This is a genomic window from Methyloversatilis universalis EHg5, from assembly GCF_000378945.1.
In the GTDB taxonomy this organism is placed as follows: Bacteria; Pseudomonadota; Gammaproteobacteria; order Burkholderiales; family Rhodocyclaceae; genus Methyloversatilis; species Methyloversatilis universalis_A.
This window is the reverse complement of the sequence record NZ_KB900539.1, coordinates 3,875,792-3,901,086: the sequence shown is the minus strand read 5'-3', so window position 1 is coordinate 3,901,086 and position 25,295 is coordinate 3,875,792. Positions and strand designations below refer to the sequence as shown.

The following is a 25,295-nucleotide window of genomic DNA, read 5'->3' as shown; positions in this document are numbered from 1 at the left end:
GGCGATGATAGGCTCGCCCTGTCGCGTTGAGGCACGCATTGCGTGCCCGACGTAAAATCCGGCGGATGAGCTCCGAAAGCACCGACACCGTCCAGGCCGCACCGGCCACGCCTCCCTTCGTTCATCTCCGCGTCCACAGCGAATATTCGGTGGTGGACGGCATCGTCACGGTCGACGCCGCGGTCAAGACCGCGGCGAAGGACGGCATGCCGGCGCTGGCGGTGGCCGATCTCGCCAATGTGTTCGCACTGGTCAAGCTGTACAAGACCGCACGCGGCAAGGGCGTGAAGCCGATCTGCGCGGTCGATGTCTACGTCACCAACGACGCCGAACGCGACAAGCCGCACCGGCTGCTGCTGCTGGCGCGCAACCGCGAGGGCTACGGCACGATCTGCCGGCTGCTCACCCGTGCCTATCTGGAGAACAAGTACCGCGGCCGCGCCGAACTGCGTCGCGAGTGGTTCGAACAGGATGCGGAGGGCACGGCCGGGCTGATCGCGCTGTCCGGCGGCATGCAGGGCGATGTCGGCGTGGCGCTGCTGGCCGGCAATATGGACTCGGCCCGCAAGGCCGCCGCCGAATGGCTGCGCCTGTTCAACGGCGAGTACTGCATCGAACTGCAGCGCGCCGGTCATCCGAATACCGAGGCCTACATTGCCGACGCCTGTGCGCTGGCGTCCGAGCTGGACGTTCCGGTGGTGGCGACGCATCCGGTGCAGTTCATGGCTCAGGAAGACTTCAAGGCGCACGAGGTGCGGGTGTGCATCGCCCAGGGCTATGTGCTGACCGACAAGCGCCGCCCGCGCGAATTCACCGAACAGCAGTACTTCAAGACCTCGGCCGAAATGGCCGAACTGTTCGCCGACATTCCGGAGGCGCTGGCCAATACGGTCGAGATTGCACGTCGCTGCAATCTCACGCTCACGCTGGGCAAGAACTACCTGCCGCAGTTCCCGACGCCGCCGGGCATGACCATCGACGATTTCATGATCGCCGAGGCGAAGAACGGTCTGGAAACGCGCCTCGCCCAGCTCTATCCGGACCCGGCGCAGCGCGAGGAAAGGCGGCCGGAATACGAGGCGCGGCTGAAGTTCGAGTGCGACACCATCATCCAGATGGGTTTTCCCGGCTACTTCCTGATCGTGGCCGACTTCATCAACTGGGCCAAGAACAACGGCGTGCCGGTCGGCCCCGGCCGGGGCTCCGGCGCCGGTTCGCTGGTGGCGTATTCGCTCGGCATCACTGACCTCGACCCGCTCGCCTACGCGCTGCTGTTCGAGCGTTTCCTGAACCCGGAGCGGGTGTCCATGCCCGACTTCGACGTGGACTTCTGCCAGGACAACCGCTGGAAGGTGATCGAGTACGTGCGCCAGAAGTACGGCGCCGACGCGGTGAGCCAGATCGCCACCTACGGCACCATGGCCTCGCGCGCGGTCATCCGCGACGTCGGCCGTGTGCTGGACATGGGTTACAACTTCTGCGATCAGCTGTCCAAGCTCATTCCGGTGGTGCAGAACAAGCCGCTGTCGCTGGCCGAAGCGCGCGAACAGGCGCCGCAGCTGGCCGAGCGCGAACAGGCGGAAGAGGAAGTGGCCGAACTGCTGCGCCTGTGCGAGCCGCTCGAAGGCCTCACCCGCGGCGTCGGCATGCACGCCGGCGGCGTGCTGATCGCGCCGGGCAAGCTCACCGACTTCTGCCCGCTCTACCAGCAGGACGGCGACGACGCCTCTCCGGTGAGCCAGTTCGACAAGGACGACGTCGAAGCCATCGGCCTGGTGAAGTTCGACTTTCTCGGTCTGCGCAACCTGACCATTATCGAGCTGGCGGTCGACTACATCGAACGCATGACCGGCAACCGCCCCGACCTGCTGAGCCTGCCGTTCACCGATCCTCAGGCCTACCAGGTGCTGAAGGACGCCAATACCACGGCCATCTTCCAGCTTGAATCCGAGGGCATGAAGAAGCTGCTCGGCAAGCTGGCACCCGACCGCTTCGAAGACATCATCGCTGTGCTGGCGCTCTACCGGCCGGGCCCGCTGGGCTCGGGCATGGTGGATGACTTCATCCTGCGCAAGAAGGGCCAGCAGGCGATCGACTATTTCCACCCCGACCTGGAAGCCTGCCTGTCGCCGACCTACGGCGTCATCGTGTACCAGGAACAGGTGATGCAGATTTCGCAGATCATCGGCGGCTACACGCTCGGTGGTGCGGACATGCTGCGTCGGGCCATGGGCAAGAAGAAGCCCGAGGAAATGGCCAAGCACCGCGAAACCATCGCCGCCGGTGCGAAGGAGAAGGGCTACGACCCGCAGCTTGCCGAACAGCTGTTCGACCTGATGACCAAGTTCGCGGAGTACGGCTTCAACAAGTCGCACACCGCCGCCTATGCGGTCGTCACCTATCACACCGCTTGGCTGAAGGCCCACCACTGCGCCGCCTTCATGGCTGCGTCGCTGTCGTCCGACATGGACAACACCGACACGGTGAACATCTTCTACCTCGATGCGAAGAAGAACCGGCTCACCGTGCTGCCGCCGGACGTGAACCAGTCCGAATACCGCTTCGTGCCGGTGTCGCGCAGCGAAATCCGCTACGGTCTGGGCGCCGTGAAGGGCACCGGCGAACAGGCGGTGAACTGCATCCTCGAAGCGCGCAAGTCCGGCGGGCCGTTCAAGGACATTTTCGATTTCTGCCTGCGGGTGGATCGCCGCATGGTGAACCGCCGCACCATCGAAGCGCTGATCCGCGCCGGCGCCTTCGACGCGACGATCGCCGGCACGCCGCACGATCGCAACACGCTGATGAGCAGCGTCGCGCTGGCGATGGAAGCGGCCGAACAGGCGGCTGCCAACGCGCATCAGGGCGGCCTGTTTGACGACGCGCCCAGCGGCACCGGCGCGCGCGCGCCCGAATATGTCGCCTGCAAGCCGTGGGGCGAGCGCGAGAAACTGGCCAATGAAAAGCAGGCGCTCGGCTTCTATCTGTCCGGCCACCCGTACAACAGCTATGCGCAGGAGTTCTCGCGCTTCGCGCGGCGCAAGCTGGCCCAGCTCGAGTCGTCGCGCGATCCCACGGTGGTCGCCGGTCTGGTGGTCAGCTCGCGGGTGCAGATGACGCGCCGCGGCAAGATGGCTTTCGTCGCGCTCGACGACGGTACGGCGCAGATCGAAGTGTCGGTGTTCAACGAACTGTACGAATCCTCGCGCAGCAAGCTACGTGAGGACGAGGTGCTGGTGGTCGAGGGCCGGGCGCAGTTCGACGAATATTCCAATTCGATGCGCGTGGTGGCCGACAGCCTGCTCAGCGCCGGCGAGGCGCGCGCCCGTTTCGCGCGCCGGCTGGAGCTGAAGCTCAATGGCGAGGTGGCCCAGCTCGGTGCCCACGCCGCCTGCGCCCGTCTCAAGAGCCTGCTCGAACCTTTCCGCGTCGACGGTGGCTGCGCAGTGCGCCTGCACTACCGCAGCGCCGACGCGGTCGGCCCGCTCGATTTCGGCGACGGCTGGCGGGTGCGTCTGGACGACGCGCTGTTCGACGGCCTGCGCGACTGGCTGCCGGCCGAAGCGGTGTCGGTGACCTACTCATGAGTGCGGCGACCCGCTGGCTGGACAGTGCGCTGATCGACGCGGTGGCCGCTCGGGCGCAGGACAGCCCGCGCCTGCGCATGAACCACAACTTCCACCCGGCGGACGATCACCCGGCTCACCGGCTGCTGAATGCGATCGAGCCCGGCAGCTATGTGCGGCCGCACCGGCATCTGGACCCGCTGAAGGACGAAACCATCCTGTGCGTGCGCGGCCGGCTGGGCTGCATCCTGTTCGCCGACGACGGCACGGTGCAGCACACACGGGTCATGGCGCCGGACAGTGACTGTTTCGGCATCGACATCGGCCACGGGCAGTTTCACAGCCTGGTCGCGCTGGAGCCCGGTTCGGTCATGTTCGAAGCCAAGGCCGGTCCCTACCGGCCGCTCACCGCCGCCGAACTCGCGCCGTGGGCGCCGGTCGACGGTGAGGAGGCGCAGCGCTGGCTGGCCTGGATGACCGGGCTGTTCGCGCGCTGACCGATGCATGGGCGTGCCGGCTGGGGCATACTGGACAACAGCGACGGACGTCACGAAATTACACAGTCGCCCTTCAGTTCGCGTTCCGCCTGCCGTGAACGCTGTCTGAACCGGTTACTTCCTACGGACACAGACCCGCCGTGCAGACCGCCCGAATAGCATTGCTCGAAGACGACCCGGTACAGGTCGAAATCCTAGGCACCTGGCTGCGTGCAGCCGGCCATGACGTGCATACCTTCCTCCGTTCGCGCGATCTGATGCGCGAGGCGGTGCGCGAAAGTTATGACCTGCTGCTGATCGACTGGGAACTGCCCGATCTGCCGGGGTCGGACGTGCTGCGCTGGCTGCGCACCGAACGCGCGCTGAACACGCCGGTCATCTTCGTCACCGCCCGTCAGGACGAGAACGACATCGTGACCGCGCTGGCTGCCGGTGCCGACGACTACATCGTCAAGCCGGCCCGACGGATGGAACTGCTCACCCGGATCGAGGCCGTGCTGCGGCGCAGCCGTCCGCCGACGGATCAGCCGCTGATTGACGCGTCGCCCTATCAGTTCGATCTGAATTCGCACACCGCCCGTCTGAATGGTGAGGCGATCGATCTCACCGAGCGTGAGTTCGAACTGGCCGTGTTCCTGTTCCGCAACGTCGGCCGCCTGGTGTCGCGCGGACATCTGCTGGAATCGCTGTGGGGCCGCAAGGGCGATGTGCCGACCCGCACGGTCGATACCCACATGTCGCGGGTGCGTTCCAAGCTGGCGCTGCGCCCGGAGAATGGCTACCGGCTGGCCTCCACCTACAACTACGGTTACCGGCTGGAGCGTGTGGCCGACGACGGCAAGCGGGCGGAAGAGCAGCCGGCGGCCTGAGCGAACCGGCCTCGCAAACAAAAAAAGGAGCCCTTCAGGCTCCTTTTTTGTTGTCCGTTGCAGGCGCTTACTTGTTCAGCGCGTCGCGGATCTGGCGCAGCAGCACGATGTCTTCCGCCGGCTCGGCCGGGGCCGCCGGTTCCGCCGCCGGCTCTTCGCGCTTCAGCCGGTTGATCTGCTTCACCATCATGAAAATGATGAAGGCGAGAATGACGAAGTTCAGCGTGACGGTCAGGAAGCTGCCCCAGGCGAACACCGGAATGCCCGCCTTCTTCAGGTCGGCCAGCGTGTTCGGCACGCCCGGCGGAATGTCCTTCAGCACCAGATAGAACTGGCTGAAGTCCAGGCCACCGAACAGTGCGCCGACCACCGGCATGATGAGGTCGGCCACCACAGAATCGACGATCTTGCCGAAGGCGGCGCCGATGATGACGCCGACCGCCAGGTCGATCACATTGCCCTTCATGGCGAAGGCCTTGAATTCGGACACGAAGCTCATGCGGTTCTCCTTTTGGCTGTGGGACTCTGGCGCCGGGCTCGACAAGCTAATGCGGCGCAGCGAGCGCGAAGATAGCACAGCCGGATGCGTGCGCCGCGACCGGGCCGTGAGACGCCTTCTCTGATACGCTCGCGGACCACCCGTACTCACCGAGTGCCCCACCGGGGCAGGTTGTCGCCAGGTCACGAACCGGCCCGGCAGCCTGTCCGATTCGCATGGAGAAGGCATGAAAGTACTGAAATTCGCCGCGTTCGCACTGGGCGGTCTGGCCGCGCTGCTGGCGGCGGCGGTGCTCTATGTCGCGATCACTTTCGACGCGGCCAAGATGAAGGGCGAACTCAAGCGTGTCGTGCAGGAACAGAAGCAGCGCACGCTGGACATCGAGGGTGATGTCGACCTGTCCTTCTATCCCAACCTCGGCCTGAAGCTCGGCCGCACCACACTGTCCGAATACAAGTCCGCCGACCGCTTCGCCCAGGTCGATTCGGCGCGGGTGTCGGTGGCGGTAATGCCGCTGCTGTCCGGCGCGCTGGTGGTGGACGAAATCCGCATCGAGGGCGCGCATCTTGCCGTGGTCCGCCTGAAGGATGGTCGCTTCAACTTCAGTGACCTGCTGTCGGACGACAGCGACGAAAGTTCGCCGATCAAGTTCGACGTGGCCGGGCTGAAACTGGCCACGTCGTCGTTGGCGTTCCGCGACGAACAGTCCGGTGCCACCCACGCGCTCGATGACATCGAACTGACGCTGGGCAAGCTGGCCAATGCGGCGCGCGGCCGCGTTGCGCTGTCCGCCCGCCTGCAGTCCTCCGCCCCGGTGGTAGACAGCCGTTTCACGCTGGCCGCCGCCTACGACTACGATCTGCCGGCCCGGCGCTACGCGCTGGACGACGTCAGCCTGAAGGTCGACGGCGATGCGCTGGAACTGAAATCACTGAAAGCTGCGCTGGCTGCGTCGCACATCGGTGTCATCGATGGCGGCCGGATCGAGGTGAAGAAGGTGGTGCTCGATGCCAGTGGCAATCGCGCTGGCGACACCCTGGGGCTGAAACTGGATGCGCCGGCTCTGCTGCTGGACGGTGGCGCACTGAGCGGCGAACTGCTCACGGTGAATGCAAAGCTGGATGCCAAGGCGCGCAGCGCCGACGTCGCGCTCAGGATCACCGGGCTGGAAGGGTCGGCCGACGCGGTGAAGGCCGCCGGTGTCAGTCTGGATCTGAACGGTCGCGTGGCCGACGCGACGGTCAAGGCCTCGCTGCAGACGCCGCTGGCGTTGCGGCTGGACGGGCCGTCGTTCGAATTGCCGGCACTCACCGGCAATCTGGAAGCCAGCCATCCGTCGCTGCCGATGAAGACCGTAAAGCTGCCGGTGAAAGGCAGCCTGAAGGGCGATCTGGGCAAGCAGAGCGCCGCCCTCGATCTCGATACCCGGCTGGATGACAGCACGATACGGCTCAAGCTCGGCGCGACCCGCTTCGATCCGCCGGCGCTCACCTTCGATGTGGACATCGACCGCCTGAACGCCGACCGCTATCTGCCGAAATCGGCCGACGCAGGCAAGCCAGCCGGCAATCCGGACGACACGCCGGTGGACCTGTCGGCCCTGAAAGGTCTGGACGCACGCGGCAGCGTGAAGGTGGGCGAACTGCAGCTGTCCGGCATCCGGATGAGCAATGTGAAGCTGGAAGTGAAGGCGGCGGGCGGCAAGGTCGAGGTCGCACCGTTCTCCGCCGCGCTGTACAAGGGCAGCGCCAGCGGCGCGCTGAATCTGAATGCCGACGGCAACCGCATTGCGCTGAAGCAGACGCTGTCAGACATCGACATTCATCCGCTGATCAAGGACGCCGCCGGCAAGGATGTGCTGGAAGGCCGCGGCAATGTGGCCATTGATGTGAGCACCGCTGGCGGCACCGTGGGTGCGCTGAAGAAGGCGCTGGACGGCAGCGCGTCGCTGAAGCTGCGCGACGGTGCGCTGCGCGGCATCAATCTGGCGAAAAGCGTGCGCGAGGCGAAGGCGAAGTTCGGCGGCGGCGAGGCGGCAGTGCAGAAGGCCAGCGCCACCGAAAAGACCGACTTTTCCGAAATGAGCGCCAGCTTCCGCATCCAGAAGGGCATTGCCCGCAACGACGACCTGTCGGCCAGCTCGCCCTTTCTGCGGCTGGCAGGGGCGGGCAGCGTGGATATTCCGCAGTCCAGTCTGGACTATCTGGCCAAGGTGACGCTGGCGGCCACCAGCAAGGGCCAGGACGGCAAGGCCGCGGCCGACCTGAAGGGCCTCACCGTGCCGGTGCGTCTGTACGGACCCTTCGCCAGCCTCGATTACCGAATAGAGTTCGGCGACCTGCTGAAGGACGCCGCGCGCGGCCAGATCGAGGCACAGACCCAGAAGCTGCAGGACAAGGCCAAGGACAAGGTGCAGCAGCAGGTCGGCGACAAGCTCAAGGGCTTGCTGGGCCGCTGATCCGGGCTGTCCGCGCAGGTTTGCGCGGATCAGGGCCGCGAACCGTCCTGCTTACAGCGGCATTTCCCAGCTGGCACCGATGGCGGCGATGCCGGCACGGGCCACGATGGCGTCTTCGCTGGACTTCACGCCGGACACGCCGACGCCGCCCACGCATTCGCCCTGCACGATGATCATTTCGCCGCCTTCCAGCGGCAGTACCGGCATGCGCAGTGCGGCCAGACGGCCGCTGTTCACCACGTCCTCGACCGCCTTGCTGGGCTTGCGCGCCAGTGCGCAGGTACGGGCCTTTTCCGGCGCGATCTGCGTGCTCATCGGCGGTGCGCCGTCCAGGCGCTGCAGCCAGATCAGGTTGCCGCCGTCATCGACGATGGCGATGGTGACCGGCCAGTTGCGTTTCAGGGCCTCGGCTTCCGCGGCAGCAGCGATCTGCTTCGCGTCGTCGAGTGTGAGGGTGAGGCGGGTTTTCATGCGTTGTCTCCGTCAGGGTTCTTGGGCTGACGAGGAATCCCGGCGCGTGCGCGCACGGTAAGGCGATTCCTCGGCGACGCGTGGCCGTGACGGGTGGTCCGGCGGTGCGCAGGAGGGCGGGGGATGTCCGCCTGCCTGTGCGTCAATGCGGCTTCGGGGGTGGGTGATCCGCTCGCGGAACAGTCGGGCTGTCCGCGGCTGCCGGCACTACCGGCAGCACGGCTCACATCCTACACTGTCGGCTGCCCGCGCGAGACGGGAGCGTCACACAGAACAACGCACAGAGCGGAGGAGTCCAGGCATGGCCAGCAATCTCGGTATCGATCTCTACACGCCCAAGGAGATCGCGGAGAAGGTCGAAAACATCGGCATCGTGAAGGCCAATCTGCCGCTGCGCACGATGGGCATGCTGGGCATACTGGCTGGCGCCTTCATCAGTTTCGGTGCGCTCTATTTCACGCTGGTCGCCAGCGACGCCTCGCTCGGCTTCGCGCTCACCCGGGTGCTGGGCGGGCTGGCTTTCTCGCTCGGCCTGATACTGGTGGCGGTGGCCGGCGCCGAACTGTTTACCGGCAACAATTTTCTGGTGATGGCCTGGGCGGAAGGCCGCATCGGATTCGGCAAGCTCGCGCGCAACTGGGCCATCGTCTATGTCACCAACGCCATCGGTGCGCTCGGCATGGTGCTGCTGGTGTTCCTGTCCCACCACACCGACATGAACGGCGGCGCGGTCGCACAGGCCTATGTGAAGGTGGCGGCCGGCAAGACCGCCAGCCCGTTCGAAGTGGTGTTCGTGAAGGGCATCCTGTGCAACGCGCTGGTCTGTCTCGCGGTGTGGCTGGCCACTGCCGGTCGCAGCGTGACCGACAAGGTGCTGGCCATCGTGTTTCCGGTGTCCGCCTTCGTCGCCGCCGGCTTCGAGCACTGCATCGCCAACATGTATTTCATCCCGATGGGCATGCTGCTGCACGCCAGCGGCGTGGCGCCGGCTGGCGTGGATCTGTCGGGGCTGACCATGGCAGGACTGTTCACCAACCTGCTGGCCGCCACGCTGGGCAATATCGTCGGCGGCAGCATCCTGGTGGCCGGCGTGTACTACCTCACCTTCCGCCAGCGTTCCTGATGGCGCTGCCGGGCGCGCTCAGCCGGTGGCCAGCAGGGCGGCCGCCGACTGGGCGGCCACCCGGCCTTCGTCGGTCGGGATGACCCACAGTTCGACTGCGCTGCCTCCGGCGTCGATGCGGGCGATGTCGTTGCCGACCGCCTGTGCGTTGCGTGCTTCGTCCAGCTGCACGCCCATCCAGCCAAGTGCTGCGCACACGTCTGCGCGCAGCGCGGCGTCGTGCTCGCCGATGCCGCCACTGAAGGCGATCAGGTCGACGCCGCCGAGGCAGGCCGCCATCGCGCCGGCTTCGCGCACCACGCGGTAGGTGAACAGGTCGATCGCCTCGCGTGCGGCTGCGCTGCCGTCGGCGCGCAGCCGGCGCATGTCGGCCGACAGGCCGGACACGCCGAGCAGGCCGCTCTGCTTGTACAGCAGCGTCTGCAGGCGGTCGTGGTCCCAGCCGCGCTCCATCAGGTAGAGCAGCACGCCGGCGTCCAGCGTGCCGCTGCGGGTGCCCATCATCAGCCCGTCGAGCGCGGAGAAGCCCATGGTGGTGGCCTGGCTCCGGCCCTCATGCGCCGCGCACAGGCTGGCGCCGTTGCCGAGGTGGGCCATCAGCACCCGGTTGCGGGCGCGCGGCGAGCGTTCGAGCAGCGTGCCCATGATGTACTGGTAGGACAGGCCGTGGAAACCGTAGCGGCGCACGCCTTCGTCGTGCATCGCACGCGGCAGCGCGAAGCGGCTGGCCACTTCAGGCAGGTCGGCGTGGAAGGCGGTATCGAAGCAGGCGATCTGCGGCAGGCCGGGAAAGGCGGCGCGGAAGGCGCGTATGCCGTCGATGTTGTGCGGCTGGTGCAGTGGCGCCAGCGAATTGAGTCGCTCCAGCTGCGCCAGTACTGCGTCATCGACCACCACGCTGCTGCGGAAGCTGCGGCCGCCATGCACCACGCGGTGCGCCACTGCCTCGATGTCCGGCACCGCGACTTCCGCCGCCAGCAGGCTGCGCAGGCCGTCGAGCGCGGCGGCGAAGGCGTCGCTGCCGGCCATCAGTGTGCGCTGCTGCGCGCGGCCGTCCAGCGTCCAGCGCATGTCCGGCGTGCCGCCCGGTTCCAGGCCCTGGATGTTGCCGGTCATGACCGCCGGCTGCACCGTACCGTCCTGCAGCGGATGGATGGAAAACTTCAGCGTGGACGAACCGGCGTTGACCGACAGGATGGCCATGTCATCGGCCCCGCTTCAGCGCTGCGCCCACGACTCGCGCGGCCGGTCGCGGCGCGCGTTGTGCGCGGCCAGCAGGCCGAGCAGCGCCGACGCGACGCGGGTCATCGGGCCGTCGGCGCGGCTGGTCAGCGCGATCGGCACGCGGGCGCCCAGTACCAGGCCGGAGCCGGTCGCACCGCCGAGGTATTCCAGCTGCTTGGCCAGCATGTTGCCGCTTTCGAGATCCGGCACCGCCAGGATGTCGGCGTCGCCGGCCACCGGGGAGTTGATGTGCTTCACCTGGGCGGCACGCGCGGAGATCGCGTTGTCGAACGCCAGCGGGCCGTCCAGCACGCCGCCGGTAATCTGGCCGCGGTCCGCCATCTTGCACAGCGCGGCGGCGTCCAGCGTGGACGGGATGTTCGGATTCACCGTTTCCACCGCCGACAGCACCGCCACCTTGGGCTGCCTGACGCCGAGCACGCGCGCGAAGTCGATCGCGTTCTGCACGATGTCCACCTTGTCCTGCAGCGACGGCCGGATGTTCAGCGCGGCGTCGGTGATGAGCAGCGGCTTGCCGTACAGCGGCACGTCGAAGCGGAACACGTGCGACATGCGGCGACCGGTGCGCAGCGCCGGCCGGGCCAGCACCGCGTGGATCATTTCGTCGGTGTGCAGGCTGCCCTTCATGAGCATCTGCACCTCGCCAGCGGCTGCCATGTCAGCTGCTTTTTCGGCAGCGGCGTGGCTGTGTTCCACGCCGACGATTTCGGCGTGGCTCAGGTCGATGCCGGCTTCCTCCGCGAGATGGCGGATGCGGACTTCGGGGCCGACCAGCACCGGCACGATGAGGCCGTAGCGGGCGGAATCCATCGCGCCGCTGAGCGATTCCACATCGCACGGATGCACCACTGCGCAGCGCACCGGCGGAATGCCGTCGCCCAGCGCCAGCAGTTCGCGGAAGCGCGCCTCCGGGTCGAACAGACGGATCTCCGGCGCGCGGATGTGTTCCAGCCGCAGCTTCTGGGTCGGCGCCAGCACGCGGGCGGTGCCGTGCAGCACTCGGTCGCCCTTCTGGTTCACCACCTGGCAGTCCAGTTCGACCCGTTTCTTCTCCTCGTCCTTGCTGATGACGGTGGCCGTGACCGCCAGCGTGTCGCCGATGCGCACCGGCTTGGTGAAATGCAGGGCCTGGTCGAGGTAGATGGTGCCCGGCCCCGGGAACTGGGTGCCGAGCAGCGCGGAGATCAGTGCGCCGCCCCACATGCCGTGCGCGATCACGCCGTGGAACAGCGTGTCTTCCGCGTACTCCGGATTGAGATGAGCCGGATTGGTGTCGCCGGACACCGCGGCGAAGGCCTGGATGTCGGCCAGGGTCAGCGTGCGCAGCAGACGGGCGCTCTGGCCGATCTGCAGCTCATCGAAGGTGATGTTCTCTATCCACTCGGTGGTGGGGGTGTCGTGCTGTGCGGTGTCCATGCGGGTTCCGGGCAGGCGAAGGTTGGGCTCAGGCGACGGCGTGGCAGCCGCCATCGACGTAGATGGTCTGGCCGGTCATGCCGGACGAGGCGTCCGAACACAGGAAGGTGCTCAGCTGCGCGATCTCTTCCAGCGTCACCAGACGACCCAGCGGCGCCTTGCGGATCGCGCTGTCCATCAGTTCGTCGAAGGCGGCGATGCCGGATGCGGCGCGGGTCAGGATCGGGCCGGGCGACACCGCATGCACGCGGATGCCGCGCGGGCCCAGTTCCATCGCCATGTAGCGCACCAGCGATTCCAGCGCCGCCTTGACCGGGCCCATCAGGCCGTAGTGAGGAACCGCTTCGTCCGCGCCGAGGTAGGACATGGTGACCAGACTGCCGCCGGTACTCATGTGCGGCGCGCACAGCTTGGCCAGCGTGGCAAAGCTGTGGCAGGACACTTCCATCGCGCGGGCGAAGCCGGTGCTGGAGCTGTCGATCACCTGGCCGTGCAGGTCTTCCAGCGGCGCCCAGGCGATCGAATGGACGACGAAGTCGATGCGGCCGAGGTGTTCGGCGGCGCGGGCGACCAGCGCTTCGAGCTCGCCTGCCTTTTCGACGTCACAGGTGTGCAGCGGTGCATCGATCTGGTCGGCCAGCGGTGCGACGTAGCGCACCGCCTTTTCGTTGAGGCAGGACAGCACCAGATCGGCGCCCTGGTCGCGGGCGGCACGGGCGCAGCCCCAGGCGATGCTGTGGTCATTGGCAACGCCGACGATGAGGCCTTTCTTGCCGGCAAGGGGGAGCGTGGAATCGGACATGGCAGCGGGGTTCGGGCAGTTGTCGTCAGAGGAAGAATGATTCTAGGCGGCCGAGATTAACAAACCGCTGTTGCAATGCACACCAGTCGGCGCCTGAGCTGCATCAAGTTTTGTCGAAATCTGTCCCGACGTCTGGTGAGGGCGCGGGCCGCCCCGCGTGTCTGTCCGAAACAAAGAAAAAGCCCCGCATGTGCGGGGCTTTTTCTTTGTCCGGGCCGGCCTTGTGGGCCGGCCGGACTCATCGCGTGGCGAGTGATCGCTGCGGAAGCAGCGGCCGGCTCACCATCGGCTTACTGCTTGGCGTCCGCCGGCTTGTCGGCCGGTGCCGCGGGGGCAGCCGGTTCAGACGGTGCAGCCGGAGCGGCTGCCGGTGCCGGTTCGGAGTGCGTCTCGGTGCCGTGCTTTTCGCCCGACATGTCGATGTCACCCCCCTGCGACAGGATGAACAGGGCCAGTGCAGCAAACGCGATGAAGCCAACCACTATCTTCCACATGATTCTCAGTCCTCAGCAAAAATATCCACGTCCTTGGTTTCCTTCACGAACAGCAGACCGATCACGAAGGTGATTGCCGCGATCGTGATCGGGTACCAGAGGCCGTAGTAGATGTTGCCGTTCTGCGCCACCATCGCGAACGCGATCGTGGGCATCAGGCCACCAAACCAGCCATTGCCGATGTGATACGGCAAGCTCATCGAAGTGTAGCGGATGCGGGTCGGGAACATTTCCACCAGCGTCGCGGCGATCGGGCCATAAACCATGGTCACGTAGATCACCAGCACCGACAGGATGGCAACGATCTTCCACCAGTTGGCCGACAGCGGCTTGATCGGGTCAGCCTTGGCCGGATAGCCCGCTGCCTTCATCGCCTCGCTCACACCCTTCTTGAAGTCGTCGATGGCCTTCTTCGAAGCATCGTCGAACTTGTGGCCGCCGGCGGTCAGCGTGGCGGTCGGCACGTCGATCACGGTTTCGCCGATCTGCACCTTGGCATTCTGGCCGGCAGCTTCCACCGTCTCGTAGGAGGCGGAGGCCTGGGCCAGTGCGCGCTTGGCGATGTCGCAGCTGGTGGTGAAGTCGACGTCGCGGGCGATCGGGCTGCCCTGGAAGGAGCACTGCTTCGGATCGACGGTCACCGTGATCTTGGCGGACTTCTGTGCGGCAGCCAGCTTCGGGTTGGCCGCTTCGGTCAGTGCGCCGAACAGCGGGAAGTAGGTGATCACGGCGAGCAGCAGGCCGGCCAGGATGATGGGCTTGCGACCGATCCGGTCAGACAGCGAACCGAACACCACGAAGAAGGGCGTGCCGATGATGAGCGACACCGCGACCAGGATGTTGGCGGTCGGGCCATCGACCTTGAGCACGTTGCTCAGGAAGAACAGCGCGTAGAACTGACCCGAGTACCACACCACAGCCTGACCGGCGACCAGGCCGACCAGCGCCAGGATGACGATCTTCAGGTTCTTCCACTGGCCGAACGATTCGGTCAGCGGCGCCTTCGAGGTCTTGCCCTCTTCCTTCATCTTCTTGAAGGCGGGCGATTCGTTCATCGTCATCCGGATCCAGACCGAAATGGCCAGAAGCAGGATGGACACGATGAACGGCACACGCCAGCCCCAGTCGGCGAACGCTTCTTCACCGATGATTGTGCGGGTGCCCAGAATCACCATCAGCGACAGGAACAGGCCCAGCGTCGCGGTGGTCTGGATCCACGCGGTGTAGGCGCCGCGCTTGCCGTGCGGTGCGTGTTCGGCCACATAGGTGGCGGCACCGCCGTACTCGCCGCCGAGCGCCAGGCCCTGCAGCATGCGCAGCGCGATCAGGATGACCGGAGCGGCCACGCCGATCGACGCGTAGTTGGGCAGCACGCCGACGATGAAGGTCGACAGGCCCATGATCAGGATGGTGACCAGGAAGGTGTACTTGCGGCCGATCATGTCGCCGAGGCGACCGAACACCAGCGCACCGAACGGGCGGACGATGAAGCCTGCGGCGAACGCGAGCAGCGCGAAGATGAAGGCTGCCGAAGGATCGAGGCCGGAGAAGAACTGCTTCGCGATGATCGCGGCCAGCGAACCGTACAGGTAAAAGTCATACCACTCGAAGACCGTGCCGAGCGAAGAAGCGAAAATGACCTTCTTCTCCTCCGCGGTCATGGGGCGCGCTTTCGCCGGGCCCGCTGCAATGTTTGCTGTGGTCACTTGACACCACCTCCTCTGATTATGATCGGTATGTGTATAGCGTCTGCAGACACTATGCGGGGCGGAGGATGAGGCGGAAAACTTACTTCTCGCTTACTTGATCCGTCAGCATGGCCGGGGCGCCATACAAGGGTTTGCGGGGTGCGGGCGCATATTGCAATGCAATATGCGTGGTCTCCCGGTGTGGCAAGGGATTGCGCTCTGCTTCACGGTTTTCGCCGGCAGGCATGGTGCGGCGCGCAAGGGCGGTGTGGTGCGAAAAATTTTCTTTCCGGGCCTCGCCTCACCCTGCCGCAGTGCGGCACTATTCGGCCTCGTGGCACAGCCCTCGTCAGAAAGCGGCGTGCCTGCAGGCAATACCCCGGAGGAGCCATTCCGTGTGCCACCCCGTTCCGTCCGCGGCGCCACTGCGCGCGATGACGGACGCACTGCCCGGGCCGTCAGCGGCCGGCACGTCCTTCCCGCGATGATCCGCAGACCGCACGACCTGCGCGTCGCCGCAGCGCTCGCCTTCGTCGGCCTGGTGGCCGCGACTGCGATGGCGGCGTCCGCGGCGCTGATCGTCGCCACGCTGGACGCGCACGAGCGTGCCGCGCTGGGCGAACTGGTCGGCGACCGGCTGCCGCTGGCTTTCATTGCATGGGCGGCGGTGCTGGCGCTTGCGCTGCCCCCGCTGCGCGCTGCCCACCGCTGGCTGTTTGCCGTGCCGGCCGAACTCGCGTCGGCTGCCCGGGCACTGGCCGAAGGCGGACAGGCGGCGCTGCCGGTCGAGCGCGGCAGCGCCGAAACCCGCGCCCTGGCGGAAGCCATCGCCGAACTGTCCGCGCAGCGCAGCCGGCTGCGCGACAGCATCGAACAGCAGGTGCAGGCCGGCGGCCGTCAGCTCGAAACCGAACGCGCGCGACTGGCCGCGCTGATGTCCGAACTGACACAGAGCGTCGTGGTGTGTGCGCTCGATGGCCGGGTGGCCCTGTACAACCGGCGCGCTCGCGCGCTCGCCCGCACGCTGTCCGACGCACCGGCCGCGCTGGCCGGCATCGAACTGATGGGCCTGGGCCGCTCCATCTACGCGCTGCTGGACCGCGCGCCGGTCGAACACGCGCTCGATTCGGTGCGGGCCCGCCGTGCCGCGGGCGATGACGCGGCGTCGGCGCAGTTCGTCGTGCCTTTCCGCGGCGGTCCGCTGCTGCGCGTGCGTCTGGCCCCGCTGCCCGTCGGCGATGGTGCTGCGGCACAGACGCTGGCCGGTTTCGTGCTGGTGCTGGATGACATCACCCGCGAGTACGCCGACGACTGCGCGCGCGACCAGCTGCTGCTCGATCTCGACGCCGACTGCCGTGCCATGCTGGCGCAGATGCAGGGCGCGGCCGACGCGCTGGCGCGTCAGGCCGATCCGGCCGCGCAGGCGCGCGCGCTCGGCCAGATGCGCGAAGCCGGCGCCGACATGGCGGCGCGGCTGCGCGGCGTGGCCGAACGGGCGCAGCGGGCCGCGGCTACCCGCTGGCCGCTGGAAGACATCCGCGGCGCCGACCTGATCGACGCTGCGGTCCGCCGCATCGCCGCACCGCAGCTGCGCGCGGGCGAGGTCGATGGCCGGCTGTGGCTGCGCGCCGACAGCTTTGCGCTGCTGCAGGCGCTGGACTGGCTGGCGCGCCGGCTGGCCGACGAATACGACGTGCGGGTGGCCACGCTGGCGCTGTCCGCCGCGCCCGAGGGCGCGTACGCCCGGCTCGACCTGATCTGGCAGGGCCGCAGCATGAGCACCGACACCGTGATGGCCTGGCAGATGGAGGCGATGGACAGCGGCGAGCGCCGCACCCCGCTGTCGGTGCGCGACGTGATCGAACGCCACGGTGGCGCGTTCGCGGTTGAACGCGAACGCGCCAGCCACCGCACGCTGTTCCGGCTGGTGCTGCCGTGCGCGCCGGCGCCGGCCGCGGAGCGCGCGCCGGACAGCGCCGGCAGCTATGACTTCGGGCTGTTCGACGTGGCCGAAGTCGATGCCGGCGCGACCGCACTGTCCGCGCTCACCTGCACCGTGTTCGACACCGAAACCACCGGGCTGGACCCGTCGGGCGGCGACGAAATCGTGCAGATTGGCGCCACCCGCATCGTGCGCGGGCGGCTGCTGCACGATGAGTGCTTCGAACAGCGCATCGATCCGCGGCGACCTGTGCCGGCGGGCAGCACAGCGGTGCACGGTCTGCGGGCGGACGATCTGCGCGGCCAGCCCGTGCTGGAAGACGTGCTGCCGGCGTTCCACGCCTACGCGCAGGACAGCGTGCTGGTCGCCCACAACGCGGCTTTCGACCTGCGCTTCATCGAACTGAAGCAGGCGCGCTGTGCCCTGCATTTCGAACAGCCGGTGCTCGATACCCTGCTGCTGTCGGTGCTGGCCCAGCCGGAACAGCCCTCGCACCGGCTGGAGGACATTGCCGCCCGCTTCGGTCTCGATGCGTCGCGCCGCCACAGCGCGCTCGGCGATGCGCTGCTCACCGCCGAAGTGTTCCTGCACCTGCTGCCGCTGCTGGAAGCGCGCGGCCTGCACACGCTGGGCCAGGTACTGGCGGCCAGCCGCGCCACCGACCTCGCGAAACTGCGCTACTGACATGCCTGCGATCGCGCATCCGCACCGGCGTACACATCGCTTATTGACCCGGCGCAATACGCGCCGGCCCTGGCCGGCCCATGCTGTAACGCCGGTCGCCGCCCTCATTTCCACCGCATGCGGCCGGCGAACCTCGCCCGGCTGCACCGACGACGGAGCACCCTGCAGATGAAACTGGCCCTGATCACCGACATCCACGCCAATCGCGAAGCCTTCGAGGCTGTCCTCGACGAAGTGGAACGCCATGGTGCCGACGCCCATGCGCTGCTCGGCGATTTCGTCGGCTACGGCGCCGACCCCGCCTGGGTGGTGGACCGGGTGCGTGCGCTGGTCGCCGGCGGCGCGATCGCGGTCAAGGGCAATCATGACAAGGCGGTGGTCGACGGCCCCCGTGACAGCATGAACAGCGATGCGCAGCGCGCCATCGAATGGACCCGCGGCCAGCTTGATGCCGCCCAGATCGAGTTTCTGGCGAAACTGCCCTACATGGTCGAGCGCCACGGCTGCCTGTTCGTGCATGCCAACGCCTACGCGCCGGAACAGTGGGAATACGTGACCGGCCGCTCTGAGGCGGTGCGCAGCCTGAACGCCACCCACGCGCGCTACACCTTCGCCGGTCACGTGCATGACCCGCAGCTGTACAACCTGTCCGGCCTCGGCAAGATCGCCGATTTCACGCCGACGCCCGGCGTGGCGATTCCGGTGGCGCCGCACCGCCAGTGGTTCGTGCTGCCCGGTTCCGCCGGCCAGCCGCGCGACGGCAATCCTGCCGCCTGCTGGGCGCTGTTTGACACGGTGCGCAGCGAACTGACCTTTCACCGCGTGCCCTACGACCACGACGAGGCGGCCCGCAAGATTGCCGCTGCCGGTCTGCCGGCGCGGCTTGGCGAACGCCTGAAGGAGGGCAGCTAGTGCAGTCAGCCGACATGCCGGCGCACGACCTGCCGGCACCGCGGGTGCCGCTGGAAGTCGGTCAGGTGATCGATGGCTTCCGCCTGGAAGAACACTTGCACCAGGGCGGCATGGCCAATCTGTGGCGGGTCAGCCATCCGGATCACGCGATCCCGATGATCATGAAGATTCCGCGCATCAAGGGCGGCGAAGACCCGGCCACCATCGTCGGCTTCGAAGTGGAGCAGATGATCCTGCCCATGCTGCGCGGCGTGCACGTGCCGCAGTTCATCGCCAAGGGCGATTTCACGATGCAGCCCTACATCGTGATGGAACACATTGCCGGCCCGTCGCTGCGGCCGCGCCTGGACCAGGCGCCGCTGCCGGTGGAGGAGGTGGCCAGTGTGGGCGTTCAGGTGGCGGCGGCGCTGCACGACCTGCACCTGCAGCACGTGATCCATCTCGACGTGAAGCCGAGCAACATCATGTTCCGGCCGGATGGCGCCGCGGTCATGGTGGATTTCGGCCTGTCTCGCCACGACCACCTGCCCGACCTGCTGGACGAGGAATTCACGCTGCCCATGGGCACCGGGCCCTACATGTCGCCGGAACAGGTGCAGTTCGTGCGCGACGAACCGCGCAGCGACCTGTTCGCGCTGGGCGTCATGCTCTATCACCTGCTCACCGGCCAGCGGCCGTTCGGCAAGCCGAACACGGTGCGCGGTCTGCGTGAGCGGCTGTACCGCGAACCGGTGCCGCCGCGCACGCTGCGGCCGGACTGCCCGCCCTGGCTGCAGGAAATCATCCTGCGCTGTCTGGAGGTCGACCCGGCCAGCCGGCACGACACCGCGGCCCAGCTCGCTTTTGACCTCGGCCATCCGGACCAGGTGAAGCTCACCGCGCGCGCCGAGCGCAGCTCGACCGGCGGCCGCTTCGATACCTTCAGGCGCTGGTTCGCCGCGGTCGGCAACGAGCCGAAGGAGCGCGGCACCGCCAGCACCCACGTCACCCGCCACAGCATCGTCATGGTGGCAGTCGATGTGGCCGGCGCCTCGCCCGGCCTGATGCAGACCATGCGTGACACGCTGGAGCGCATGCTGCGCACCGAGCGTTCGGTGCGCGTGGCCTGTGTCACCGTCATGCGGACCCGCCGGGTGGGCATGGACGAACTGACTGACAAGGATGGCGAAAGCATCCACGTGAAGCGGCTGGTGCAGCTCAAGCACTGGGCGCGACCGCTGGTGCAGTCGCTTGGTCTGGACGACCCGGCGCGTGGCGCCGGGGTTACCTACCAGGTGCTGGAAGCGCCGGACCCGGCGTCGGCCATTGTCGAGTTCGCGCGGCGCAACGCGATCGACCACATCGTCATGGGGGCGCGCAGCAGTTCGGCGGTGCGCCGCTTTCTCGGCAGCGTGTCGGCGCGGGTGGTGGCGGAATCCGACTGCACGGTCACCGTGGTGCGCGAAGTGGCCGGGCGCGAAGCCGGCTGAGGCGCACCGCAGCGGCTCAGCCGGCCAGATCCAGCGTATCGCCCACCTGCAGCACGCCGTCGCCCACCACCTCCAGATAGATGCCGAGGTCGCGGTGGCCGTAGCGTTCCATCATCGTGGCGGGAATGGTCATGTCGCGCTGCGCGGTGAGCGGATTGACGCCGGTGGCCGCGCAGCGCGGCGTGCGCATGACCGCGCGCAGCTTCACCTCGCCTATGCTCAGTTCGCTGTCCAGCCAGCCGGCTTCGCTCCACGGTTCGGCGCCGTCGATGTAGAGGTTGGCGCGGAAGCGCATCGGGTCGATGTCCACACCCCATTCTTCGCTGATCCGGCGCACGGTCGCCAGATTGATCAGCGATACCGCATTCATCATGCCGTGCGACAGCACGCTCACGTCGGTGAAGCGGAAGCCCTCGCCGGCGACGAAGGCCGGCGGCCCCTCGAAGCGGGCGCCGAGGTGGCGGGCGACGAAGCCGGCGAAGCGGCCGCAGGCAGCGGCATCGTCGAGGTCGATGTCCAGCGTGCCGCCGTCCGGTGTGCGTACGGTCAGGCGCCGGGCGTCCTCGTCCAAGTGGGTGGTGAGCGCGGCCAGAGCCGGGTGATCCATCAGTGCGATGAAATCGGTTTTCGGCCGCGGCTGGTAGCGACCGGCATCGAAGTCCCAGCTGCCGTTGGTGAGTGCGTACATGCGGTCCAGCGGCAGGCCTTCGCCGGCGCGCAGGGCGACCTGGTCCAGCGGTTCGGCCGACAGGCCTTTGACCGGATATCGATAGAGCTGGCGGAGCGTGATCATGGCGGTGCGGATGAGAAGGTCGGGTCCGCGCATGCTGGGCGTGGCCTGCGGCGGCGGCAATAAGTCGTTCACCGGAGGCCGGGCCCTGCCTGCTTGAAAAACAATATATCAGTGGATATATTGTTTCCATGGACGACCCGACCCTCGACGACCTGCGCACCGCCGCTTCGCGCGCCTGTGCGCTGCTGCGCGTGCTGGCGCACGAGGACAGGCTGGTGCTGCTGTGCCGGCTGGCGCAGGGCGAGCACACGGTGGGCGAACTTGAAGCCGCGCTGGGCATCGTGCAGCCCACGCTGTCGCAGCAGCTCGGCGTGCTGCGCCGGGAAGGCCTGGTCGATACCCGGCGCGACGGCAAGTACATCCATTACCGCATCGCCAGCGATGACGCGCTGGCGCTGATGCAGACCCTGCACGCGCGCTTCTGCGCGCAGCCCCCTTCCGACGGAGACACGCAGTGAATATCGCATGGGACGCCTTCACGCCCTGGGCCTCGCTGGCCGGTGGCGCGCTGATCGGGCTGTCGGCCGCGCTGCTGATACTGGGCAGCGGACGGGTGGCCGGCATCAGCGGCATCGTCGGCGGGCTGCTGAAGCCGGGCGGGCCGGAACTGCCGTGGCGGCTGGCTTTCCTGGTGGGCCTGATCGGCGCACCGCTGGTGTGGGGGCTGTTCGCGGCGCCGCCCGAGGCGCAGCCGGTGGCCGGCACCGGCACGCTGGTGCTGGCCGGCCTGCTGGTCGGCGTCGGTACCCGCTATGGCGCCGGCTGCACCAGCGGTCACGGCGTCTGCGGGCTGTCACGGCTGTCGCCGCGTTCGCTGGCGGCCACGCTGTCCTTCATGGCGGCTGGCTTTGTCACCGTCTATGTCGTCCGTCATCTGATCGGAGGCTGAACATGCAGGCATTGATCGCACTTGTGGCCGGGCTGGTGTTCGGCGTTGGCCTGCTGCTGTCGGGCATGGCCAATCCGGCCAAGGTGGCCGGTTTTCTCGATCTGGCAGGTCCCTGGGACCCGTCGCTCGCGCTGGTGATGGGCGGCGCGATCGCGGTGGCGCTGCCGGCCTTCACGCTGGCGAAGAAGCGCAGCCGCGCCTGGGCCGGCTGCGCGCTGACACTGCCGACGGCAAACCGGATCGACGCGCCGCTGGTGCTGGGCAGTCTGGCTTTTGGCGCCGGCTGGGGACTGGCCGGCTACTGCCCGGGCCCGGCGCTGGTGTCGCTGGGCATGGGTTCGGCGCCGGCCGGGATATTCGTGCTCGCCATGCTCGCCGGCATGGCGGTGCACGCGTGGCTCACGCGGTCGCGGGCGTGAGCAGGTAGTCGAACAGCGCGCGCACGCTGCGGATCTCGTCGCCGAAAGGCAGGCTGCCGCGGCCGCGGAAGAACAGGCCGGTCTTCAGATCGCCCTTCAGCGCGGCGGCCAGCTGGTGGTCGATGCAGAACTGGCCCCAGCCGATCAGGCCGTCGCGCAGCCCGCACTGGGCCAGGCAGTCGAAGCTCTTGGCGCAGCGCGCCTTCACATGGGCCACCGCCTGCGTGCGGTCGATCAGCGACAGGTATTTCTGCAGCCACGGCGTGCGCACCGCGCGCGCCGGCAGGCCGGCCACGCTGGTGAACTCGACCAGATCCTCGTCGCGCGCGGTGGCCAGCACCTGCTTGAAGGCGGTGTCGGCGTCGCATTCCTCGGTCACCGCGAAAGCGGTGCCGAACTGCACCGCCGCGGCGCCCAGCGCCTGCATGCGGCGGATGTCCTGGTGGCTGCGCAGGCCGCCGGCGACGATGACCGGCACCTTGCCTTCGAGACCGGCCTTCCGGAGCACCTCCAGCGTCTCCGGCACCACGCGTTCGAAATCGAAGCGCGGGTCCTGGGTGTCGGCGACCTTGGCTGCGCCCAGATGGCCGGCCGCCCAGCCCGGGTGTTCCAGCACCACCGCGTCCGGCATGCGCTGCTTGCGCTCCCACTTGCGCAGGATGAGCTGCACGCCACGCGCGTCGGACAGGATGGGGATGAGCGCCGCCTTCGGGTGTTCGCGCGCGAGGTCGGGCAGGTCCAGCGGCAGGCCGGCACCGACCACCACCGCATCGATGCCCGCCTGCAGCGCGGTCTTCACGTGTTCGGCATAGGCGCTGACCGCGCGCATTACATTCACCGCCAGCAGGCCGCGCCCGCCGGCGATGGTTTTCGCGGCGGCGATTTCCCGACGCAGCGCCTCTTCGTTGGCGGCGTTGATTTCGCGCTTGGCGTCTTCGCCGCGCAGGCCGCGGGTGCGCTCCATCAGGTCGGCGTGATGACGCCGCAGGTCAACTGACGAGATCGTGCCGACGCCACCTTGCAGCGCCACGTTGCCGGCCAGCCGGTGGGCCGACACGCCGACGCCCATGCCGCCCTGCACGATGGGCAGCAGCGTGCGCCCGGCCAGGTTCAGCGGCGTCAGGCCGCTGCGGGCAAACAGGTCGGAATCGGGGCAGGACAGGGCGGCCACCGACAGGGCGCCGGATTCAGGCAGGGAATGCATCATGACGAAGCGGACCGGGTGCGCGGAGGCCGTCAAGATAGCCGGCGGCTTCCGGGCCCGGCTTGAGCGAGGTCAAGCTGACGGAACAACGCGGCGGGCCGCCGTAAACGACAGGTGCCCACCCGTACGAGACCGGGTGGGCACCTGTTTCAGCGGGGTGTCAGACGATCAGCCGCGGCGACGCTTTGCGGCCAGACCGATCAGGCCGAGACCGGCCAGCAGCATGGCGTAGGTTTCCGGTTCCGGCACCGGCGCCAGACGGAACACCGACGTCGTGTTCGACACTTCGTTCGAGAACGCGATGTAGGCATAGCCGTCGAGCACATAGCCTTCGAGGCCTTCCGGCGCCATGTCGCCATCCGACTTCAGCATGCGCACGAAAGTGGTGTGGGCCGGATCGGTGATGTCGAACACCGCGAGCGCCGCCACCCGGGCAGACGCGGTCGAGTCGTCGTTGTTGTAGGCGGTACGTTCGAGGCCGACGAAGGCGAAGCTGCGGTCGCCGATGGTCATCACTTCGACGCTCTCCGGCTCCACGCCCTTGTCGCGGCTGCGGGCGTCGTTGTAGATGCCCAGCGTCATCGCTTCGCGATCGAGGATTTCGCCGCTGTCATAGACGATGCTGCCATCAGTCGCGCGGATCGAGAACGAGCGGCCGCCGGCGGCGTACAGATTGCCGGCCGACGAGTCGGTGTTGGACACGCGCAGATTGGCCAGCGTGCCGGTAGCACCGAGCGTGCTGGCGGCCGAGCGGTCGCCGTCGTCTTCGCGGAAGTCGCCTTCGTTGGCCAGCAGCACATAGGTCTGGCCATTGCGCTCGTACACCGCCATGCCATCCGGCATGTACAGGCCCTTCACGTTCGGCGAAATCAGCTCGTAGCCGCTGGTGCCGGTCTTGTTGCCGTTGTTCAGCGGGTCGATGCGGTTGCCCGGCAGGCTGAAATCCTTGGCGCCGAGGCCGATCACGCTTTCGAACTGGCCGGTCTGCAGGTTCAGCACGCCCATCGCGTTGGCTTCCTGCAGCGATACATAGGCCTTGGTGCCGGCGGCATTGACCGCGATGTACTCGGGCTCGAAGTCCATGCCGGTATTGGTGCGGATGTGGCTGCCGCTCTGCGCCACGCCGGCCAGCGTGGCGGTGGCGCTGACGCTGCGGGTGTTCATGTCGATGATGCTCACGCTGCCGACCGGGTCGTTCGGCGAAGCGCCATAGACGCGCGGCACCGAGGTGCCGATGCGGCTGCCGTAGGTGTTCGGCGTGGCTTCGTTGGCGACCAGCAGCTTGGAGCCGTCCTTGGTGAAGGTGAGCATGTCGGGCAGTGCGCCGACAGTGATGCTGTTTACGCCGCTGGCCAGTGCGCGGGTATGGGTGTCGAACAGCTTCACCACGCCCGGCTGGGTGCGGTCGACCGTGTTTTCGATGGCGAAGGCGGCGACGCCGTTATGCACCGACACGCTGTTGATCGCGCCCCAGGACGACACGTCGATGCGTTGCAGGAAGCTGCCGGTGGCGGCGTCGAGCACGTCCACGCCGCTGACGCCGGCCACCCACAGCGTTTTCGTGGCGCTGTCGAAGCTGACGATTTCCGACAGATAGCCGTTGCCTGCGCCGTGCTGGAAGGTCCAGGCCTTGGTGGCGTCGTCGATCAGGCTGGCGGCGGAAGCCGGCACGGCGGCCGACAGCGCGGCGGCCATGGCGGCCGCGAGCAGGTTTTTTTGCATTTTTTTGCAGTCCGGTAGGTCAATGACAAAACGGCCCCGCTGTTGCGGAGCCGTGCATGGCGTCATGAAAACCGGCTTGCGTTACAGAACCATTACCGCCGGATGACGTGTCATCGAGGAGCCATCCGGCTGCAAT

Annotated in this window: 21 protein-coding genes; 11 read left to right on the top strand and 10 right to left on the bottom strand. The window is 67.5% G+C overall.

Features of this window, described 5'->3' with window-relative positions:
* Nucleotides 1-65 precede the first annotated feature (65 nt).
* The 3 genes from dnaE (at nucleotide 66) to METUNV2_RS0117755 (ending at nucleotide 4,929) form a co-directional block, all read left to right on the top strand.
* Nucleotides 66-3,584 (top strand): DNA polymerase III subunit alpha, encoded by a 3,519-nt coding sequence (dnaE, locus tag METUNV2_RS0117765; protein ID WP_018230824.1) that lies wholly within the window; start codon nucleotides 66-68, stop codon nucleotides 3,582-3,584.
* Nucleotides 3,581-4,060: a WbuC family cupin fold metalloprotein gene (locus tag METUNV2_RS0117760; RefSeq protein ID WP_018230823.1), complete on the top strand. Its 480-nt coding sequence runs from the start codon at nucleotides 3,581-3,583 to the stop codon at nucleotides 4,058-4,060. The genes dnaE and METUNV2_RS0117760 overlap by 4 nt, the downstream gene beginning before the upstream one ends.
* A 140-nt stretch (nucleotides 4,061-4,200) precedes the next feature.
* Entirely contained in the window at nucleotides 4,201-4,929 is a 729-nt protein-coding gene (locus METUNV2_RS0117755; protein ID WP_232415709.1) for a response regulator transcription factor, read from the top strand.
* Nucleotides 4,930-4,996: 67 nt separating this feature from the next.
* On the opposite strand, the gene mscL is transcribed toward METUNV2_RS0117755, so the two are convergent.
* Nucleotides 4,997-5,428, bottom strand: coding sequence for a large conductance mechanosensitive channel protein MscL (gene mscL / locus METUNV2_RS0117750; RefSeq protein WP_018230821.1), 432 nt, complete (start codon nucleotides 5,426-5,428; stop codon nucleotides 4,997-4,999).
* Between the two features lie 226 nt (nucleotides 5,429-5,654).
* Here mscL and METUNV2_RS0117745 point away from each other — a divergent pair, with 226 nt between their 5' ends.
* The gene (locus tag METUNV2_RS0117745) at nucleotides 5,655-7,886 is read left to right on the top strand and encodes an AsmA family protein (protein ID WP_018230820.1); all 2,232 of its coding nucleotides are present in this window, start codon (nucleotides 5,655-5,657) and stop codon (nucleotides 7,884-7,886) included.
* A gap of 51 nt (nucleotides 7,887-7,937) precedes the next feature.
* Here METUNV2_RS0117745 and METUNV2_RS0117740 read toward each other — a convergent pair whose 3' ends face one another.
* Nucleotides 7,938-8,357: a GlcG/HbpS family heme-binding protein gene (locus METUNV2_RS0117740; protein WP_018230819.1), complete on the bottom strand. Its 420-nt coding sequence runs from the start codon at nucleotides 8,355-8,357 to the stop codon at nucleotides 7,938-7,940.
* A 301-nt stretch (nucleotides 8,358-8,658) separates the two neighbouring features.
* On the opposite strand from METUNV2_RS0117740, the gene METUNV2_RS0117735 reads away from it, so the two are divergent.
* A complete protein-coding gene (locus tag METUNV2_RS0117735) occupies nucleotides 8,659-9,480 on the top strand; it encodes a formate/nitrite transporter family protein (RefSeq protein WP_018230818.1) in 822 nt (273 codons plus the stop codon).
* Between the two features lie 18 nt (nucleotides 9,481-9,498).
* Here METUNV2_RS0117735 and METUNV2_RS0117730 read toward each other — a convergent pair whose 3' ends face one another.
* The 5 genes from METUNV2_RS0117730 to METUNV2_RS0117710 all read right to left on the bottom strand — a co-directional run bounded on the left by METUNV2_RS0117730 (nucleotide 9,499) and on the right by METUNV2_RS0117710 (nucleotide 15,098).
* Nucleotides 9,499-10,683 carry an acetate/propionate family kinase gene (locus tag METUNV2_RS0117730; protein WP_018230817.1) on the bottom strand — a complete coding sequence of 395 codons (1,185 nt, stop codon included), beginning with the start codon at nucleotides 10,681-10,683 and terminating at the stop codon, nucleotides 9,499-9,501.
* 15 nt (nucleotides 10,684-10,698) lie between these two features.
* Nucleotides 10,699-12,141 carry a bifunctional enoyl-CoA hydratase/phosphate acetyltransferase gene (locus METUNV2_RS0117725; RefSeq protein ID WP_018230816.1) on the bottom strand — a complete coding sequence of 481 codons (1,443 nt, stop codon included), beginning with the start codon at nucleotides 12,139-12,141 and terminating at the stop codon, nucleotides 10,699-10,701.
* 28 nt (nucleotides 12,142-12,169) lie between these two features.
* Nucleotides 12,170-12,943, bottom strand: a complete 774-nt coding sequence (gene fabI / locus METUNV2_RS0117720; RefSeq protein ID WP_018230815.1) for an enoyl-ACP reductase FabI — start codon at nucleotides 12,941-12,943, stop codon at nucleotides 12,170-12,172.
* Between the two features lie 290 nt (nucleotides 12,944-13,233).
* Nucleotides 13,234-13,437: a hypothetical protein gene (locus METUNV2_RS0117715; RefSeq protein ID WP_018230814.1), complete on the bottom strand. Its 204-nt coding sequence runs from the start codon at nucleotides 13,435-13,437 to the stop codon at nucleotides 13,234-13,236.
* Nucleotides 13,438-13,442: 5 nt separating this feature from the next.
* The gene (locus METUNV2_RS0117710; RefSeq protein ID WP_018230813.1) at nucleotides 13,443-15,098 is read right to left on the bottom strand and encodes an MFS transporter; all 1,656 of its coding nucleotides are present in this window, start codon (nucleotides 15,096-15,098) and stop codon (nucleotides 13,443-13,445) included.
* Nucleotides 15,099-15,609: 511 nt separating this feature from the next.
* Here METUNV2_RS0117710 and METUNV2_RS0117705 point away from each other — a divergent pair.
* The 3 genes from METUNV2_RS0117705 (at nucleotide 15,610) to METUNV2_RS0117695 (ending at nucleotide 20,132) form a co-directional block, all read left to right on the top strand.
* Nucleotides 15,610-17,751 (top strand): 3'-5' exonuclease, encoded by a 2,142-nt coding sequence (locus tag METUNV2_RS0117705; RefSeq protein WP_018230812.1) that lies wholly within the window; start codon nucleotides 15,610-15,612, stop codon nucleotides 17,749-17,751.
* Between the two features lie 168 nt (nucleotides 17,752-17,919).
* Complete coding sequence (locus METUNV2_RS0117700; RefSeq protein WP_018230811.1) at nucleotides 17,920-18,663, top strand: metallophosphoesterase family protein; 744 nt, start codon at nucleotides 17,920-17,922, stop codon at nucleotides 18,661-18,663.
* Nucleotides 18,663-20,132 (top strand): serine/threonine protein kinase, encoded by a 1,470-nt coding sequence (locus METUNV2_RS0117695; protein WP_018230810.1) that lies wholly within the window; start codon nucleotides 18,663-18,665, stop codon nucleotides 20,130-20,132. The genes METUNV2_RS0117700 and METUNV2_RS0117695 overlap by 1 nt, the downstream gene beginning before the upstream one ends.
* A 16-nt stretch (nucleotides 20,133-20,148) precedes the next feature.
* Here the strand turns inward: METUNV2_RS0117695 and METUNV2_RS0117690 are convergent, their stop codons facing one another.
* Nucleotides 20,149-20,925, bottom strand: coding sequence for an MOSC domain-containing protein (locus tag METUNV2_RS0117690; protein WP_026188263.1), 777 nt, complete (start codon nucleotides 20,923-20,925; stop codon nucleotides 20,149-20,151).
* Between the two features lie 128 nt (nucleotides 20,926-21,053).
* On the opposite strand from METUNV2_RS0117690, the gene METUNV2_RS0117685 reads away from it, so the two are divergent.
* The 3 genes from METUNV2_RS0117685 to METUNV2_RS0117675 are packed head-to-tail and all read left to right on the top strand — an operon-like array spanning nucleotide 21,054 to nucleotide 22,233.
* Entirely contained in the window at nucleotides 21,054-21,383 is a 330-nt protein-coding gene (locus tag METUNV2_RS0117685; protein ID WP_018230808.1) for an ArsR/SmtB family transcription factor, read from the top strand.
* Nucleotides 21,380-21,814 carry a YeeE/YedE family protein gene (locus tag METUNV2_RS0117680; RefSeq protein WP_018230807.1) on the top strand — a complete coding sequence of 145 codons (435 nt, stop codon included), beginning with the start codon at nucleotides 21,380-21,382 and terminating at the stop codon, nucleotides 21,812-21,814. Before METUNV2_RS0117685 ends, METUNV2_RS0117680 begins: the two co-directional genes overlap by 4 nt.
* Nucleotides 21,815-21,816: 2 nt before the next feature.
* Nucleotides 21,817-22,233, top strand: coding sequence for a DUF6691 family protein (locus METUNV2_RS0117675; protein ID WP_018230806.1), 417 nt, complete (start codon nucleotides 21,817-21,819; stop codon nucleotides 22,231-22,233).
* Here the strand turns inward: METUNV2_RS0117675 and METUNV2_RS0117670 are convergent.
* Together METUNV2_RS0117670 and METUNV2_RS0117665 are read right to left on the bottom strand one after the other, a co-directional pair.
* A complete protein-coding gene (locus tag METUNV2_RS0117670) occupies nucleotides 22,214-23,437 on the bottom strand; it encodes an NAD(P)H-dependent flavin oxidoreductase (protein ID WP_420038392.1) in 1,224 nt (407 codons plus the stop codon). The genes METUNV2_RS0117675 and METUNV2_RS0117670 overlap by 20 nt on opposite strands.
* 168 nt (nucleotides 23,438-23,605) lie before the next feature.
* Entirely contained in the window at nucleotides 23,606-25,159 is a 1,554-nt protein-coding gene (locus tag METUNV2_RS0117665; RefSeq protein ID WP_018230804.1) for a choice-of-anchor I family protein, read from the bottom strand.
* Between the last annotated feature and the right edge of the window lie 136 nt (nucleotides 25,160-25,295).